Source organism: Neolewinella marina (assembly GCF_002631205.1).
Lineage (GTDB): Bacteria > Bacteroidota > Bacteroidia > Chitinophagales > Saprospiraceae > Neolewinella > Neolewinella marina.
Genome location: NZ_PDLO01000011.1, coordinates 25,677 through 41,878, shown reverse-complemented (window position 1 = coordinate 41,878; position 16,202 = coordinate 25,677). Strand labels below are relative to the sequence as shown.

Here is a 16,202-nt window from a genome sequence, read left to right as displayed (position 1 = left end):
GCGTGTATGGGGTCAGAGGTTTTCGGATTTGCCGTGGAGTTGTTCCTCCAGGTCGCTGACCCGCTGGTCGAGTTCCCGGATGAGGCGTTGCTGTTCCTTAATGGCGGCGGTGAGCACGGCGGTGAGGTTGCCGTAGGCGACAGTCTTGTCCTTTTCCAGTTGTCGGGTCAACTCCGGGAAGCACTCAAAGACGTTCTGGGCGTTGAAGCCGATCTGCCGGCCGGCGTCGGCGGCGTTGGCGGAGGACCGCCAGTTGAAGTAGATGGGGTGCAGCTTCTGGAGTTGCTCCAGCACTTCGGCGCCGTCCAGCTTGCCGTCCGACACGATGCGCTTGCCGTTGGTCTCCAGGTAGGCGGTTTGGGAGAGCTGGTGGCCGTTGACGTGGAGGTCAAAGTCTTCCGGCGGGTGCGGCGTACGCAGACCGAGGCGGCCGGTACGGGTAAGGTAACCGACGATCTCCCCCTGGTTGATGTCGACGGCGTAGTCCTGCCCCTCGGCCGTCTGCCGTCCGGCCTTGAAGGCGAACCCGCTGGGCGCATCGGTGATCAGGGTGGCGAACTCGTCGTCCACCCCCAGGGCGTGGTAGGTCGCGGGCCGCTGGGGCCGCGGCCGCTCGTTGAGGGCACTGATCGACACATTGTCGTTACTGAAGTCCACCCGCACGCTCCCCATATTGGCCTCGGTAACCTCCAGCTTCGAGCGGGGCTTTTCGGTGCCGATCCCCACCCGGCCTTCCCGGTCTACGGCAACGGCGGTGAGGCCTTGACCCATCTCCTTCGAGAGCTTGTCATAGCTGCCCCCCATGATGATGCGCAGGCCCTGACTGGCGTCCGTCTGCCAGTAGGCGTAGTTCTGGTTGACGCCACTGAGCAGGTAGTGGCCGTTGCCGCCGTCGGTACAGTTAACCAGCAACACGGTGGCGGCCTCGTTGCCCTTGCGGTGATTGACCACTAGTCGGCCGTAGCCTTCGTCCTCGACGTGGAGGATCCCCTTCGGGCGGTCGGTACCGACGCCGGCGGCGGGACGGTTCCCCTCCTCAGTGAGGAAAAACAGCAAGGTGGGCGCGGGCATACCCTTTGGCTTTGCTCCGGATTCCGACGACGGTTTGGGCTGACGGAAAAAAGCGTAGCCCAGGCTGTCCGTCAGGTATTGGACCGTTTCGTCCAGCGACCAATCGACCCGGCAGGCCCGCTCGCCCCGGGACAGCAAACTCACCGTGGGGTTGCTGCCGTCCGGATCAGCCTGAATATCCCCGGCGGATCCGGATACCTGCAGCCGGGTGCCAGGATCGTCGGTCCCCATCCCAATCCTTGCGCGGATTTGGTGGACTATCAGCGGTTCTCCCCCTTCCTCGTCCAGGACAACCTCCCAGTCCCGGTCGTCTACTTCCAACTGCAGCTCGCACCATCTTTCCTTGTCGTCGGGGGGTGGAATGTCCGAGCAGATACAGAGCGGATCCGCCGGGGCGGTTTCCTGGGTGGAGTATACCTTCTGCTGCTGCATCTCCCCCTGCTGGTCGTCTTCCGGCAGCGTATCCCCAGGGCAGAGAACGAGTTCCTCCACGTCCTGAATATTCAGCAGATAGAGGCTCTTGCCGTAGATGACGACATCCCCCTGGCAGTAGCGCTTGCCCTGCTGCCAGACTCCGAAGAAGTGATCGTCCTTGCGGTTGAGCATGGAGTCGATCAGGTCGGCGTAGTTCTCCTTCGTCGGGATAACCCCACCGGTAAAGAGGGTTTTGAGCGCGTTGCGATTCTTGAGGGCCATGGTGGTATAGTTTGTTAGTCTTCGAGGACGGTGATGTGATGTTGGTCGGCCGCTTCGGAGCCGTTGACGGTCGTGAGGACGGAGCGGGCGTGGCGGGCGGGCTGGGAGGTGAGGGGGCTGCTTCCCGGCACCAGGATGCGGAGGTCGCGGACGAAATCCACGTAGTCCAGCTCCTCCACGAAGTGGACCGCCGTGGAGTGGTAGAAGCGCCCCCCGAAGCTGATGTCCGCCCCGGCTTCAGCGCGGGTCCAGGGGGCCAGCAGGCTCCGCAGGTCCTCCTGTAGTTTTTTGCGGTAGAAGGCCGTGCTCTTTCCGGGGTGGAAGCGGACGCACAGGGTGAGGCGTACGGTTTCGTATTCCGGATTGAGGACGTTCACCGCCGCGCAGGGGGCACTTCTTTCGCTGACGTACTGACGGATTTCCTCCAGCTCGGCCGCGGGCAGCCGGGGCTCAAAGGGGTTGACGGCGGACACCAGCCGGACGTCCGGCACCACCACCAGGGTGACGAAGCCCGGCGCCAGTTCCAGGTCATCTTCCGCGTTGCCCCGCACGCCCCGGGTATGGGTGAGGCATTTGACGCGGTAGACCCGGGGAAAGGCTTCCATGACCAGGCTCTCGTAGTCGTTGAGGGTGATGGCCCGGTCCTTGTGCTTGAGCAGTTCACTGACGCGGCGGTCGAAGCGGGCCGTATCCTCGGGGGCACGGCCACCGTACGTGGGATAGGGTTGTTCGATTCCCTTCAGTCCGCCGACGGGCGCCAGTACTTTCGCGATCGACCCTTCCGGCAGGGGGTCGGACAGCCGCTGGGCGTCATTCGCGGGGTCGGTGACGGCAATGACCTCCGCGACCTGGGTCGATACCCGCAGGGTAGCCGCGATGGCCGCCGCTCCGGTGGGTACGGTGGCCCGCAGCCAGTGCAGGGCGGCTGGCAGGACGGTCGTGTCCTTCCGGCTGATGTCGCTGGGTACGGCGATTTGGACGATGCCGGGGCGGATGAGTCCTTCCGTGGTATCACTCAGGACCTGGGTTTCGTCCTGCAGCCCGGTCCAGTCGTTTCCGCGCAGGTAGGCCCACTGAACTTCGGCTTTGGGCAACCTTGGGTCGGCAGTGGGGGCATCCAGTTCGAAGTACAGGTGGATCAGTTCTCCGGGCTGGTAGTCGGCCAGTCCGACGTAGAGGTAGCCCTCGTGGAGAAAGGTGGCCAGCAGGGGGAAGCCGGCATTCCCGCCTGACATGGCACCCGCGTTCCCGCCCGCCATCCATTCGTAGCTGTTTTCCCAGGGATGCAGGTGCCCGAACAGGAGGTCGCCATCCAGGGTATCCCCCGCCCGGTAATCGATACTGACGCCGGCGAGCTGAGGGGTATAGGGCGGATTGAGGACCACCAGTTCGGTCTCCGCCGCCAGGGGGTTGTTGGTCCCGTTGAGGGCGTTGTTAAAGACGATAAGGGCGTTGGCGGTCTTGATGGCCTCGTTGTTCACCGTGATGGTCTCGTTCTTGGCCGCCGCGTTCAGGATGGCCTGGGCGAAGCCGTCGTGGCGAAAATCATCCCCCGTCAGCCGCAGCCGCAGTACGCCGCAGGGCGCCAGGGAGGAGATGTTGCCCTCCAGGGAGAGCGGCCAGGGGCAGGGCGGCAGCGGGGGGACACCGTCGTTGGTCAGGCTCACCACGATTTCCTGGCTGCCGGCCGGCGGGCAATCGGGCAGTGTGGCATCCCCCCCGGTGATCAGGGGCTTGGGGGCCGGTGCAGCGGGTGCCCAGCGGTAGTTGTTCCGGATCGCCGGGTCGATCTTAACGTTCGCGGCCACGAAGGGGGGGCCGGGATAGCAATCGTAGTACCCCGTGAAGTCGGGCAGGTCCTGCCAGTTCAGCCGGAGATCCAACCTGGACCACGCCTTGGCAAATACCTCCTCACTGCCTACGTACAGGTGGGAGCTGTCCTGCTTCGGCACCGGACCGAAGGGCGGGAACGGCTTGGCGGGATCCAGGGCCGCCAGATCATTCTCGACCACCAGCTGCCGCAGCCCGCAGACGGTCACTTCGATGTCGGCCGCCTTCACCGCCAGCTGCCCGAGGCGACAGTACCACGACCGCCGCTGGGGTAGGTCGGTCCGGAAGTCCATTTTCAGGGCCGGATACCGCTGAGGGATGACCAGGGGCAGTACCTCATCGTCCTCCGGATGCAGAACGGCCGGATAATCAGGCGCCAGGGTAAGCGTGAGCCGCACCTCCAGTTCATCAGCCGCCACTGTAAATTGCCACACTGGGTCCGACACTTCCAGCCAGCCATCTTCGGTAGACAAATACGGTACGAACGGCCGAAGACTGTTCAAGACGGAGGCGGCCGGGAGCGTTCCGAGCACGGGGCCCAGGGTAAGGGTGACCGTAATCTTGCGCAGCCCCTCCCGCAGCAACAGCACCGGAGAAGCCAACACGAAGGCCAGGGTGGCGACGGGCAGCGGCGTGGCGCGTTCGGTTTCCGGATCGGGGTAGACGGCCGCTGAGCCCCCTACCGTCGGCCAGGCCAAGGGCACACCCTTGGGGAACTTCTCACCCAGCCCGTCACCGGAGTTGGCCACCGGTGCGGCGTAGATATTCGCAACGTCCACTCCCAGCTTGTCCTTGATGTCCTCGGGATCGATGTAGAAGGTTTTGACATCCGCTACCTGGGCTTTGGTGAGGATGAGGTCGGCGGGCAGTTCGAAGACGATCTCCTGGCCACTGGCGTCCTTGCCCGCCTTGAAGCGAAGGCCCTGTTTCAGTTCGAGGCTTTCCTTTACCTGCTTACCAAGCTCGAAAACCAGATGGGCCCGATCTTCCACCAATGGCAGCTCCTTTAGAAGAAGCGTTTTACGATAAAAGAAATTGAGATGCTTACCACTCAGTTGATTCAGTCCCCCCTGGGCTTCCCGGAAAAGGAGGAGAAAAGCATACACCAGCCCGAGGGAGGGGGGCGTGTCGGCCGTTTCAGGCTCCCGTAGGCTCGCCTCCAGGCGGCCGTCGTCGCTGGCCGCCTCCACGGTGGCCTCCAGTCCCTTCCACAGGATCCGGTAGAGCTCCTCCAGGATGTCCCGTCCGTAGAACACCTTGTTTTTGGGGCTGCCCCGCCGGCCACTGATGGACCGGTCTACCGCGAAAACGGCCAGCGGGTCCATTCCGAAAGCCGTACCCACCTCCCCCAACCGGATACCCGGGCGGTAACCCCAGCGGGCCGCGCCGTTGGCCAGACCGAGCAGCTGGGTCACCGGATCCCGCAGGCTGGTATCGATCAACCCCTGGATGGTCGCTTGCAGGCCAGTGGTATCCGCCGTCAGGTCGCCCTTCCAGGTGGCCAGCAGTCCGGCCATCTCCAGCAGGAGATCGAACAGCGGGTTGAGGGCGGCCAATGTCCTCCGGCGCTCGATACTGTCGCGAATGGCGACGAAACGCGCTTCCAGTCCGTCCAGATCGTAGGCGCCGATGTTGGCATACTGAAACGGGATACTGCGCCGGAAGAAGTCGAGCCAATCCCCGGTTACGGTCGGCATGGCCTCCCCGGCCCGTGCTTCGTAGAAGTTAATTTGCCGCGCGTAATCGTACCAGAACCGCAGCAGGTCGCCCATCCCACGCCCGTCCACCGGTGCCGTCTCCGCCGGCAGGGCCGGGTTGTCCCGTTCCGGGCGGCTGAGGCCGCCCCGGCGCAGGGGATGGTCGATCTGGCGGAAGTGCTGGCTCATATCAGGGGGTTGCGCCTTCGGTGCGGTAGAAGTCGTAGACGAAGTTGAAGCGGGAGTTGGTCGCCCGGATGCGGTAGGTGACGGTGATGATGACCTTGCCCTCGATCGCGAACTGGGAGGAATCGTCGGTCACCCGTACGTCCTCTACGTCGATCCGGGCCTCGTGGTAAAGGATAGCGGTAGACACGAGGTCGCGCAGCAGGCCCACGAAGGCCGCGTCCATGGCTTCGAACTGGTACTCGCTCAGGTTGCAACCGTAGCGGGGCTGGAGTACGCGCTCGCCCAGGGTGGTGGACAGCAGGATACCCAGGCTTTGCTCGATGTCTTCCCGGCCACTGACCAGGGCCACCCCACCCCGTCGGGCGAAGGAGGGGGGAAAGGACCAACCGGTACCGAGGAAATCTTTTTCTTGGGACATGGGTGTGTAGGGTTTTGGATTATCCGCCAATCATGACGGTGGGTGCCCCGACAACGATGGTGCCCCCGTGGGCCGTAGAGTCTCCCATCCTGGCAGCGGGCATGCCGCCGATCATCACGGTGGAGGAGCCTTTGACGATGGTGTCCGGGGGACCGACGCAGACGCAGGAATCCCCCACTACCGCGGCGGGCATGCCGGCGATAAGGACGGTGGGGACGCCGGGCCCGACGATCGGTCCACCAACGTGGGGTACCAGGGCGGTGACCATGGGGCAAACGTGCATGTCGGTAAGGCGGGCGGCGGGTGGCATGAGTGGGTTTTTGCTATTGATGGTGGGTGGATTACGGTGGGGTACTTGGCATAGGCGTCAGTTCACCATGACCATGCTCCCCTTGACGGTCGTACTGCCGCCGCTGGATAGTTCGGCGGCCGCCGAACCCTCGGCCTTGAATTGCGCCTGGGCGGCAATATTCACGTTGAGGCCCTCGGCCCCGAGGTCCTGGGTGGCGGTGATGTCGATCTTGCCCATCGGGGCTTCGATGACGATATCCTTAGCGCTGCTGATCTTGATGCCGTCGGCGTTCAGCACGATGCTGTTGCCATTCTGGTCCTCCACCGTGATGGAGGTATCGGACTCGTCGAGCACGATCCGGTTGCCGGCGGGGGTGTCCAGCGTGACGATCTTCTGGTCGTCGTCAAAGGTGAAGTGCATCTCGCTGCGGCTGGTGTAGCCCTTTTCGTGGTTGTCATCCGAGCCGGGGATCGGGGCGGGCTTGTTGCTGCTGTGCAGCTGCCCGAGCACCACGGCATCGCGGGGGTCATCGTTGATGAAGCCGACGATGACCTCATCGCCGATCTCGGGCCGCACCACCCAGCCGCGGTTCTGTCCCGCGTCCAGAGTGGCCAGTCGTGCCCAGGTGCCGTCGCCGTTGCCGTCCACCAGGGGCAGGGTGACCAGGATGCGATCTTCCCCGTCGGGGTCCCCTTCCAGTTGCTTGACCGTGGCGACCTGCAGCCCGGCCACGCCCGCCGTCACGCCGCCGGCCGCCGGGGTGGCGATCTCGAAATCCTCCGTAAACCACTTCGGGGAAAGCCCGAACTGGGCATCGACGAAGCAGGCACCGTCGACGACTTCGTAGTTGACGCCCGTGACGAAGACCAGTCCGTTGAAGCGGTCACCCACCCCCTGCAGTTCGAGCACGTCACCGGGCAGTAGGACGGTGGGACTGATGAAGCGGGCACGCCCCCGGATCTTGGCCAAACGGCTCTTGAGGAGGGCGGCGTCCGCCCAGCTTTGCAATTCGTCCTCGGCCATAAATCCGGCGTGCCGCAGCGCGTAGGTTTCCAGTCCGCCTACCTCCGAGAGTTCCTGGCCGCTCAGGTTGCCGGGCTCGGTGAAGTCCACACTGGTGGCGGTAGATTCGAAGAGAGACTGGTCGGCCGGGTTCCAGGCCTGGGCGGTCACCTCATTCCACTGGTGCACGGCGTCCAGCTCGGCGTCGAAGGCCAGCAGATTGCCCCCGAAACTGAGCTGGAGCTTCGGGCTGCCCGCAATCTCCGGGGCCACTACATTGACCAGTCCCGCCTTGGCGATGACCAGCAGTCCGTTGGCCTCGGCGCGGGTCAGCAGGTAATCCCAGTCGGTGACGTGGTACTGCACCAGTTCGCGGTGCGTGACGGTAGTGGTGGCCACCGCGTTGGCCAATCCGTAGTCGCCGAGGATGGTCCCGAAGGCGTCGGAGTCCGTTACGTCGGTGAAGTAGCGGTTCTTCCGCCCCAGTGTCATGGCGAAGGCCGGGTGGCGGCATTCCAGCTGAAGAAAGGAGGCGCCGCTCTCGTTCACCTTCACGCGCTGCCGGACGATCTTGCCCTTGAAGATGCTCTCGTTGTCGCCGTCGTGGCCGACCTTGATTTCGATCTCCTTGCCGGGCCGGAAAGTATCCCCGTCGCTGAGGGGGAAGGTGGCCGTCTCCGTCTCTCCGTCCCGCAGGTTGATCCGGGCGAAGGGGATGCGGTTGGCGGCGTTGCTGACCTGGATCGCCAGCACCTCCACGGTGGGGGGCACGGCCTGTCCGTCGGTCAGCAGGTCGAAGGTCACGACGCCGGCGACGGAGTCATCGGGCAGGGTCTGGGCATTATTCACGGTCGGTAGTTTTCAGGATGGGGGGATACACCAGGGCCGTTCCCACGGGGACGTTCCGGAAGCTGGTCAGGTCGTTGGCGGCGGCCACCTGCCGGTAGTACTCGCCGCCGCCGTACACCTCGTGGGCGCGCCGGGGCAGGGTTTCCGCGGCGGAGAGGAGGAATACGTGCGTCAGGTCGGGGCTGTTCTTGTTCTCTTCGCGCACCCGCTTTTGTTCTTCCTTGTGCCCCAGGAAGGTGGCGCTGAGCTTGGCCCGCAGGGGGGTGCCGTCGCGGTCGAAGAGGGTATAGTTCACGTCCAGATTCGTGAGTACGCAGTCGAAGACGAGCTCTTCGCCCCAATTGACCTTCAGGCGGTTGGGTACGTGGGTCTTGGCATTCATGTCGTAGACCGTGGCCAGCAGTTCGCGTATTTGCTGGGGGACGGTCTTATCGACCAGGTCCTTGTGGTACCCCTCCACGGTCCGGGTACCGTCCAGCACGAAGTCCAGTTTCAGTTCCTTGGGTTTCGTACCGGTGTACTTCGGGGCGGTACCCTGGTTGCCCTGCCCCTGCTTCTTCTCGTATTCGATCTTCAGGTTGAGACTGTACGACTCAGGGTTGATGGGCAGGATGAAGATGTTGATCTTCTTCTCCTTGCTCTTGTCCTCGTAGGCCAGCAGGCACACCTTTACCAGTCTTCCCAGGCTCATCTGTCTTTTCTTTTATCGAGTACTTCGAGCACCTTTTCCACGATCTGGCGGACCTGATCCGGAGAGCCGTTTCCCCCCGCTGCGGGCTCGGAGGCGGTATCGGCAGGGTCGTCGCCGACGGTAATCTTGATGTTCAATTCGCGGACTTCTAGTGGCATGGTAGAATTATGTTGGGTCAAGGTTTGCGGTGCGGTTTCGGGCGGGTACGCGGGTGCCGGGTTCGTACACCCGGTAACCGGGCCCGTAGAGGCGTATTCGAAAAATTCTTCAAGCGTCCTGCACCTCGAAGCGGTTGTACTGCAGCTCGAGGGTTTCCAGAAAGACCTCCCCCCGCTCGGCGTTGAGTTCGTTGAACTTCCAGCTCTTCGGCCAGGCGTGGATGACCTTCCAGACCACGCGGGCCGTATGGTCTTCCCCGAGCAGAGCGACTTCCAGGTCGATGGGGGTTACCCGATTGTTCTTGAAGGCTTCCACGCACCACTTCGTGACATCTGACTGCTCGTTGCGCAGCATGCCCCGCTTCAGGGTGAGGCTGGCGTACTTGGCACGACCGGGCAGCCCGTGTTCGTAGCGGTTCTCGCCGCCTTCGCGGACGGTCTCTACGTCGAGGCTCGCGTCCAGGCCGGCTACGGACTGGAAGTTGACGTCCAGTTCCGATGCGCCCAGGCCGAAGGTGACCCGGAAGTGAAAGCCCACCATCGGGTGGTAGTTGGTGATCGAACTAGCTTCCATGCTGGATCTCGAGCCCTTCGTGCACTACCTCCATGGTTTCGATGGCGATCTCGTTGCCGTCGGCCTTCAGGTCGGTACTCTGCACTTTGGTGATGAAGGCGTTCTTCACCTTCCAGACCACCCGGGGGGTATGGTCTTCACCGAGCAGACTGATGGTGATGTCCCGTCGTTCCGGGTTCTCGAACATGAGGTTCTTCTTGTACCACTCAAAGAACTCATTGTCGTCCTTGAAGGTCCCGCGCTTGAAGGTCAGGTTGCTGTACTTGACCATGCCGGGTTGCTTGGTCTTGAAGTATTCGTTGCTGGCACCGTGCCGGTATTCGATAACTTCGGTCTCGACGTCCAGGCCGGAGACTTCCGTGAATCCAATACTGGTGCCGCCCCAGTCCACCTGGAAGTGAAACTTGGGTAATGGATAATTCGCCATGATGGGTGTGATTTAGGGAGGGGTGGGTGAAAGGGGCGGTTACTTGCAGAGTGCCTTGGCCGCTTTGGCCGCGTCGTACGACTTCTTGATGGCGTCGTACTTGGCCAGGGCGCCGGCCCGCTTCTTGTCGTAGAATTGCCAGACACATTTCTTGTACTCGACGAGCAGCTTCGTCTCGTCCATGGTGCCCTTGATGGTGGCCTGGAAAAACTGGCTTTGGAAGCCCCCGTCGCATACGGCGGGTCGGTCCAGGTCGCATTCGCAGGCCCTTACTTCCCGGGGGTTTTTGCAGCATTCGGCCAGTTCATCCGCGGCACCCTTGTCCATGGTATCGGCGATGCAGGGCGGGATCTGAGCGTTGATGCCCGCGCAGTAGTCGCAGCAGAGCACCTTGCGCATCTGCTCGAGGTCGTAGACCAGGCCGGTCAGTTGGCCGTTCTCATTCTTGCCTACGAGCCAGTTTAGCTCCAGCACGCAGCGGTAGAGTTCGATGACCGCCACGATAGCCGCGCCGATGGCAGTTACCGTGTTTTTGATCTCCTCCTCCAGGTCGCGGATGCACTTGACCAGGGTGGCACCGTTGCTGGCGAGTACCTCGCTGCCGATGCCCTCGATCGCGTCGATGAGGGAGCGGACGTCGGCACGTAGCCCCTCCGTGTCCTCGCAGAGACACTTCAGGAATCTGGCGATGAGGGTCAGCGATTCGAGACTGAGGCTGAGATTGGTGCTGATGTTGGTTCCCTGGGTCACCAGGGTGCCGAGGTAATCGTACAGGTCGCTGATGCGGACGTAGGTAGCCGATACCTGGACGCAGTAGCCCTTCAGGTCGTTGTAGTAGAGCTTGGCCAGATCGTGCTCGTTCTTGGCCTTGGTCGCCGCCTTGGCGAAGTTGTCAAAGGCGGCCTTGGCCGTGACCAGCGCTTTTTCCAGACCATCGATGTAGTCTTGGGAAAGTCCGGATTTCATATTCATGCCCATGATGATGGTGGGATTTAGAGGTTAGCAGGACGGGGCGTCCTGGGTGTTGAATTTGTTGCCCCCGCTCTCTTCCCCTTCCCCACAGGTCGCCGTGGTATTGAAGGTGGTCACGGCGGTTTCGCAGATGACGGTCAGTCGGTCTTTGGCGGCCGCGTAGTCGAGCGCACCACAGTCCTGGTCGCGGATGTCGGTCAGGTCCGCCTTGAGGTCCGACAGGAAATCGTGCGTCAGCTGGGTCTTCTGTCGGAGATACAGGGCGGTACTCAGCCCGGTGATCTCTCCGGCCAGGGCCTCGGCCTGTTCGGCGATCTTCTTGTCGAGGGCGGCGCACTGCTCGGTGACGTCGGTGGCCAGGCCGTCGGCGTCCTGCTTCAGCAGGTCCGTCATGGGCTTGATGCTGGTGACGTTGGTGGAGGCCTGGATGCCAGCGTACTTAATGCCCATTTCGAAGAGGGCATCCGCGTTTCCGTTCAGGGTGGAAATGGTAGCCTGAAAGGCGCTGATTTTGTTGTTGAAGCGCTGCAATCCGCCCACGCCGTCGACTTTGGGCAATCCCTTGTCGATCGCCTTGCATTGTTCGGAGTTACAGGAATCCTTGCGGGCCGTTTCCAGCTTGCAGGCCAGGGCGTGTACCTTGGCCATGCCCGATTTGGCGGCCTTGATTCCTTCCAGGGCCTTGTTGAGCTTGGTTTCGAGCACCTTCTGCTTGTCCACGTAGCCCGTCACGTTGGCGGTTACCCCGGCGGCGTGGGCGGCCAGTGCCGTAGAGATGCAGTTCTTGATGCCGCGGTATTCGCCGCGGATCTTGCGGGCGTCTTCCACGCGGCAGACCCGCAGCTGGGTGCCGATCTTGCCCTCGTCGTAGCCCAGGCAACCGACCGTAGCGGCCCCTTCGGCTACTTCCAGGTCGATCTCCAGGGGCTTTTCCAGGTAGTCATTGAACCACTTCTGGCAGAGGGTCTGGGTGGGTTCTTCTCCGCCGGGGGGGGCTTCCCCGGGATCTACCGGGGTTTGGGGAGTATCGTTCTTGTCGTTGGCCATGAGTAAGGATTATTTACGAGGTGCAGGGTGATGGTTGCGGTTAGATGAATAGCGGGGAATGGGCCCTAACTCTCCTGCATCTTGTGGCTGAAGCGCAGGATGATGAATTCAGCCGGACGGACGACCGCCATACCGATCTCGACGATCATGCGGCCTTCCAGGATGTCAAGGGCGGTCATCGTGGTACCGAGGCCCACGCGGACGAAAAAGGCATCTTCCGGTACCGCGCCGGCCAGGGCGCCGGCCCGCCACTGGAGGGTGAGGAAGTTTTCGATCATGCCGCGTACACGCACCCAGGTATTGGCGTCGTTGGGCTCGAAAACAAATTGCTCGCTGGCCTTCTTGATTGACTCTTCGGCCATATTAAAGAAGCGACGCACGGGCACGTAGCGCCATTCGTTGTCGTTGCCAGCCAAAGTCCGTGAACCCCAGATGAGGGCCGGACTGCGGCCCGCAAAGGCCCGAATGGCGTTGACCGACTTGCCACCGGTAACGTCCACGTTCAGGTCCTCCTGGTCCTGCTTACTGATTTTGATGGTCGGGCGGATCGCTAGGTCGATGCTCTCGTTGGCCGGCGCTTTCCAAACGCCGCGGTTGTTGTCCACCCGGGCGTACACCCCGACGACGGGCGAGGCGACGGGCAGCGTCAGGTCGATCTGGTTGATGGCCGCCTTGGCCTGGTTGTACTGGGCGTTGGAGACGCTCGGCAGGGTATCCATCTGCGCATCGGTGCCGTCGATGGTCACGGTGACGGCACTCTCATCGTACTGGTAATCCAGGATGGTGTCGACCATGGGATAATACACCGCGCCGTACTTGAGGCGGTCGACGGTGCCCGACAGATTGTCGCGCATCGTCTGGACGTTATTAGCCGTGGGATCGGCCGGATCGAGCCAGACGTCCAGTACCGTAAAGCGATCCTGCAGATCCACGCATTGGTCCAGGGCTTCCCCATGTAGTCCGTAATAGTCGGCCGCGCTGGGCAGGTTAGTGCTGTCGGGGAAGACCAGCAGGGTGACTTCGTCGATCTTGGCCACTTCGCCGAGACCGGCCTGGAGGGTAGCCAGATCCACCACCTCGCCGCCGTTGGTGTAGGAATCCACGGCCACGATCCAGCAGGGTCCGCCCCCGTTGGCGAAGAAGGCCTGTAGGGAGTAATACATCAGGTAGTTGGACCGGGTGGCGATGCTGGCCAGCACGTCCGTCGGCGTGACCGTCGTATCTATGGTGACCGTAATGCCGGCTTCCTTCACGGCGAAGCCGAAGTGCAGCTCGTACTCCTTCAGGGAGCTAATGCGGTGCGGGACATTGAACAGATCGCCGTCTACCCGCCGTTTGGCTTTTTCCGTATAGCCGATAAAGGCCGGTATGGCCGTTTCTACCGCTGCGACGGAGGGTGGGAAGATGGAAACCTCCTCCACGTATACGCCGGGGGTCTTATAAGTACTTGCCATAGTAGAATGCTTGCGCGTTTAATTGGGTGATCTAAGGTGGTTTGGCCGCGGGCACGAGCCCCCGTTCCGGTCGGACCGCCGAAAGCAGTAGCTAGCGCTAACCTTGCGGTAGTCGTTTCTTTTAGGCTTTGGTTTTCTCGCCGGGGCGGGGCGATTGGGGTGACCTACAGGTCCAGGACGCCGAGGTAGAGGTCGGAGTAGACCCGGCCATCGGCTTCAGGCAGGAGGGCGCGGGCCTGGGGGCTGGGCAACGCCACGGGTCCATTGCCCCCCACGATCTGCACGGGGGATCCCCACCGCGTGAGCGACCGGGGGGCGGTAGCCACGAGTCGGTTCTGGAGATCCAGGCTGAAGCCAGCGCTGGCCGGCAGCGTCTGAGTGGGGTGAGCCACGTAGCGCCAGTAGGTGCGTCGGTTGGGGATTCTAAGCTGGAATTCGGGAGGGGTAGTCGTTCCGGCCCCGTCCTGCCGCAGGCGGCCGTCGGGTTCGAAAAGACGCAATCCCGGGTCGGTAGCGGGGGTGCCGATGCTGACTACCCCCCAGGAGGTGGGATCGTACAGCTCGTCGTTCAGGTAAGTGCGGTGAGTAGTTGTGTAGGCGGTGTCGGTAGTGATGATCAGGTCGTACCAGTCGGGCGGCACGGCGGAGAAGTCCAGGTGCACGCTCTGCCGGCCGGGAGCGAGGGTAAGGTTCAGCGGTGGCATGGCGGGCGTACCGTCGGTTCGTTGCAGGTTGGCGGTCAGCGAGGTCGGCGATACGCCACTCTCGGGGGTCAGCGTATAGTCGAAACGGGTGGGTAGCAGGGCGCGGTCGGCATCCGTGGCTTCTCCCCGAACCTGCGCTTCGACGCCCCAGAAAGCGGTATCTGTCACGGGCGTGGCATCCGTGGCAACGTCCCGCAGGGCTTGATACCGCGTCCCCCCTTCCCGGACCACCTCTCCAGCGGCGTAGTAGCGTCGTTGCCGGGCGGGCGCGGGTACGGCCAGACTCAGGGGAGCCGTGGGCGCCCCCGTGGACCAGCCCGGGCGGCGGTTGCTAAAGTAGTACAGGGCCGGGACGTTGGGCCGCATGCGCTGATTGGTCACGTTGTTCCATTCGGATCCGTCGCGGGGGAGGAGGGCAAAGTGCCAGGTGGTGTCCGGCGACGGTGTCGTGGCGGGGATTCGCCCACCCGTCGTCGCGGGATCCGTAGCTATACCAACGTAGAAGCCCTCCCGGTCGATGACCAGCCTCATCCGGTGGCCGGCGAGGCTACGGGCGGTGGGCCCCAGCGGGCGAATGTGCAGCAGGTTCCTGACGTCGAAGGTATCGAGAAGGTGGGCCCGATCGGCCGCGTTTGCCACCGGATCCAGATCATTGAAGAATACCCCGTCGCCCAGATTCAGGTAGTAATCGTGCCGCAGCAGACAGCGAAACAGGCGGGTATAGGTGATGCGGAAGCCCATGATCAGGAGACGGTTTCTTGGGCGGTGATCTCTTCGATGAGTCGGCCTCCCTCGCGGATGGCGCCGTCTTCCAGCTGTACCAGGTACACCCGGTACAGGGCGCTGGGGAGTTGCTTGCCTCCGAGCGCGCCCCAGAGGTGGTTGAGCTGCTCGAAGGTCATCGTGTACAGATTGAAGGTGAGCTCGGCGCGCCCCTCCGCCAGGGCACCGGGGGCGCCGGGGGCCGGAGTGCGGAAGGTGGTCTGTCCCTGGAAGAACTCGATGACCAGCGACAGTACCCGCAGGGCCTTGTCGTAATTGTTGGTGAAGTGGGCCGAGAACAGCAGGTAGAGGTTCAGGCTTACGGGTGGGTTGCGGTACTCCAGGGCGCCGGTGAGCCCGTTGGCCCGAACCGACCGGGCATTCTTAAGGGAACGCTCCTCTTCGATGTTGACCAGGCTGATGATGAGCTTGTCGTCCAGGTTGGCGCCGGGTTGCTCGATGGCCGCTACGTTGCCCAGCGCTACCTCCACTACCCCGGCCACGGCGCCCAGGCGCTGGAAGAGGTAGGTATTGAGCGACTGCTCAACTAATCGGAGGGACTCAAGTAACATAGCTTATGGGTAGGTGTGCTCGTGAATAGGGTGAACGCAACAGCAAATACCGCCTTCCCTAATATATGGGTTATGACATTCAGGTGCCAGTATTTTTCACAATAAATCTTGCCTCCTAAGGGCCGGTCATTGACCGGCGCCGGTAGTTTGGCTTTCACCCCTTCCCCGAAGAGATTCTACGATTTCATGAGCGTCCTGAAGCGACCCGACCACGGCCTTTTGGAAAGGACGGATACGGCCTACTGCTGACAGACAGCCGCCTGAGTCATTGATGGGAAGAGGAGGATTCAGGGACCATATGATAGTAGTGTGTTGCTTCTGTATAGCGACAGATGCGTGGCCGTTACGGATTGGCCCAACTTTTTTGCGTTGGCTTTTGGGGAGATAGTCGGTGCAGGTGTGCTCCGGTTCCCCTACCGGGGGCTGGTGGCGCGCGGTGTAGCTAATGTTGGTTGGGGGATGGGTTTTGTGGAGCCATGTTCAGGCTTTTCTTGCCCTACCCATATCTATTGGAAAATTGCCTACCGTCAAAGGCAGTCGAGCAGCCACCGTCTGTTCCGCCGGCGGCAGGCTGTGTTGGCTTTCCTCCTGGGGGGAAAGGGATCTTCGATTTTCGTGCCCTACAATGAATCAGAAAATATGGCAGGCGACGGCGCCGATGCGGGAGATTAGAGCCTGGCAGAACTGGTCCGTATCCTTCGTTTTCGTAACGCTAGAAAACAGGAGTCAATGCTCCCTCCTTTGAGATAAACTTTAAGTATTTAAACTTTACAGCAGTATATCAGAACCATTGGTCT

Annotated in this window: 14 protein-coding genes; all 14 read right to left on the bottom strand. The window is 62.3% G+C overall.

Annotation, left to right across the window (positions count from 1 at the left end; translation table 11 throughout):
• Window positions 1–12 precede the first annotated feature (12 nt).
• The 14 genes from CGL56_RS17275 to CGL56_RS17215 all read right to left on the bottom strand — a co-directional run bounded on the left by CGL56_RS17275 (window position 13) and on the right by CGL56_RS17215 (window position 15,405).
• On the bottom strand, window positions 13–1,767 hold the full coding sequence (locus CGL56_RS17275; RefSeq protein WP_099107838.1) for a tail fiber domain-containing protein: 1,755 nt from the start codon (window positions 1,765–1,767) through the stop codon (window positions 13–15).
• Window positions 1,768–1,781: 14 nt separating this feature from the next.
• Window positions 1,782–5,483 carry a baseplate J/gp47 family protein gene (locus CGL56_RS17270; RefSeq protein ID WP_099107837.1) on the bottom strand — a complete coding sequence of 1,234 codons (3,702 nt, stop codon included), beginning with the start codon at window positions 5,481–5,483 and terminating at the stop codon, window positions 1,782–1,784.
• 1 nt (window position 5,484) lies between these two features.
• Window positions 5,485–5,901 (bottom strand): GPW/gp25 family protein, encoded by a 417-nt coding sequence (locus CGL56_RS17265; protein ID WP_099107836.1) that lies wholly within the window; start codon window positions 5,899–5,901, stop codon window positions 5,485–5,487.
• 19 nt (window positions 5,902–5,920) lie between these two features.
• Entirely contained in the window at window positions 5,921–6,211 is a 291-nt protein-coding gene (locus CGL56_RS17260; RefSeq protein ID WP_099107835.1) for a PAAR domain-containing protein, read from the bottom strand.
• A gap of 57 nt (window positions 6,212–6,268) precedes the next feature.
• Window positions 6,269–8,044, bottom strand: coding sequence for a type VI secretion system tip protein VgrG (vgrG, locus tag CGL56_RS17255; protein WP_099107834.1), 1,776 nt, complete (start codon window positions 8,042–8,044; stop codon window positions 6,269–6,271).
• Window positions 8,037–8,735, bottom strand: a complete 699-nt coding sequence (locus tag CGL56_RS17250) for a CIS tube protein (RefSeq protein WP_099107833.1) — start codon at window positions 8,733–8,735, stop codon at window positions 8,037–8,039. Before CGL56_RS17250 ends, vgrG begins: the two co-directional genes overlap by 8 nt.
• Window positions 8,732–8,893, bottom strand: a complete 162-nt coding sequence (locus CGL56_RS18300) for a DUF5908 family protein (RefSeq protein ID WP_167641642.1) — start codon at window positions 8,891–8,893, stop codon at window positions 8,732–8,734. The genes CGL56_RS17250 and CGL56_RS18300 overlap by 4 nt, the downstream gene beginning before the upstream one ends.
• Before the next feature lie 109 nt (window positions 8,894–9,002).
• Complete coding sequence (locus tag CGL56_RS17245) at window positions 9,003–9,467, bottom strand: phage tail protein (RefSeq protein ID WP_209280355.1); 465 nt, start codon at window positions 9,465–9,467, stop codon at window positions 9,003–9,005.
• Window positions 9,457–9,894 carry a phage tail protein gene (locus CGL56_RS17240; RefSeq protein WP_099107832.1) on the bottom strand — a complete coding sequence of 146 codons (438 nt, stop codon included), beginning with the start codon at window positions 9,892–9,894 and terminating at the stop codon, window positions 9,457–9,459. The genes CGL56_RS17245 and CGL56_RS17240 overlap by 11 nt, the downstream gene beginning before the upstream one ends.
• 39 nt (window positions 9,895–9,933) lie before the next feature.
• Window positions 9,934–10,866 carry a hypothetical protein gene (locus CGL56_RS17235; RefSeq protein ID WP_143470778.1) on the bottom strand — a complete coding sequence of 311 codons (933 nt, stop codon included), beginning with the start codon at window positions 10,864–10,866 and terminating at the stop codon, window positions 9,934–9,936.
• Window positions 10,867–10,893: 27 nt separating this feature from the next.
• A complete protein-coding gene (locus CGL56_RS17230) occupies window positions 10,894–11,913 on the bottom strand; it encodes a hypothetical protein (RefSeq protein WP_099107830.1) in 1,020 nt (339 codons plus the stop codon).
• A 65-nt stretch (window positions 11,914–11,978) separates the two neighbouring features.
• Complete coding sequence (locus CGL56_RS17225; protein ID WP_099107829.1) at window positions 11,979–13,367, bottom strand: phage tail sheath family protein; 1,389 nt, start codon at window positions 13,365–13,367, stop codon at window positions 11,979–11,981.
• Between the two features lie 164 nt (window positions 13,368–13,531).
• Window positions 13,532–14,812 carry a hypothetical protein gene (locus CGL56_RS17220; RefSeq protein WP_099107828.1) on the bottom strand — a complete coding sequence of 427 codons (1,281 nt, stop codon included), beginning with the start codon at window positions 14,810–14,812 and terminating at the stop codon, window positions 13,532–13,534.
• A 2-nt stretch (window positions 14,813–14,814) separates the two neighbouring features.
• Complete coding sequence (locus CGL56_RS17215; protein WP_099107827.1) at window positions 14,815–15,405, bottom strand: DUF4255 domain-containing protein; 591 nt, start codon at window positions 15,403–15,405, stop codon at window positions 14,815–14,817.
• Between the last annotated feature and the right edge of the window lie 797 nt (window positions 15,406–16,202).

What these genes read in the sequence shown, in the direction of transcription:
- CGL56_RS17275 (WP_099107838.1), bottom strand. Translation starts at nt 1,767, where the DNA reads ATGGCCCTCAAGAATCGCAACGCGCTCAAAACCCTCTTTACCGGTGGG.
- CGL56_RS17270 (WP_099107837.1), bottom strand. Translation starts at nt 5,483, where the DNA reads ATGAGCCAGCACTTCCGCCAGATCGACCATCCCCTGCGCCGGGGCGGC.
- CGL56_RS17265 (WP_099107836.1), bottom strand. Translation starts at nt 5,901, where the DNA reads ATGTCCCAAGAAAAAGATTTCCTCGGTACCGGTTGGTCCTTTCCCCCC.
- CGL56_RS17260 (WP_099107835.1), bottom strand. Translation starts at nt 6,211, where the DNA reads ATGCCACCCGCCGCCCGCCTTACCGACATGCACGTTTGCCCCATGGTC.
- CGL56_RS17250 (WP_099107833.1), bottom strand. Translation starts at nt 8,735, where the DNA reads ATGAGCCTGGGAAGACTGGTAAAGGTGTGCCTGCTGGCCTACGAGGAC.
- CGL56_RS18300 (WP_167641642.1), bottom strand. Translation starts at nt 8,893, where the DNA reads ATGCCACTAGAAGTCCGCGAATTGAACATCAAGATTACCGTCGGCGAC.
- CGL56_RS17245 (WP_209280355.1), bottom strand. Translation starts at nt 9,467, where the DNA reads ATGGAAGCTAGTTCGATCACCAACTACCACCCGATGGTGGGCTTTCAC.
- CGL56_RS17240 (WP_099107832.1), bottom strand. Translation starts at nt 9,894, where the DNA reads ATGGCGAATTATCCATTACCCAAGTTTCACTTCCAGGTGGACTGGGGC.
- CGL56_RS17235 (WP_143470778.1), bottom strand. Translation starts at nt 10,866, where the DNA reads ATGAATATGAAATCCGGACTTTCCCAAGACTACATCGATGGTCTGGAA.
- CGL56_RS17230 (WP_099107830.1), bottom strand. Translation starts at nt 11,913, where the DNA reads ATGGCCAACGACAAGAACGATACTCCCCAAACCCCGGTAGATCCCGGG.
- CGL56_RS17225 (WP_099107829.1), bottom strand. Translation starts at nt 13,367, where the DNA reads ATGGCAAGTACTTATAAGACCCCCGGCGTATACGTGGAGGAGGTTTCC.
- CGL56_RS17220 (WP_099107828.1), bottom strand. Translation starts at nt 14,812, where the DNA reads ATGGGCTTCCGCATCACCTATACCCGCCTGTTTCGCTGTCTGCTGCGG.
- CGL56_RS17215 (WP_099107827.1), bottom strand. Translation starts at nt 15,405, where the DNA reads ATGTTACTTGAGTCCCTCCGATTAGTTGAGCAGTCGCTCAATACCTAC.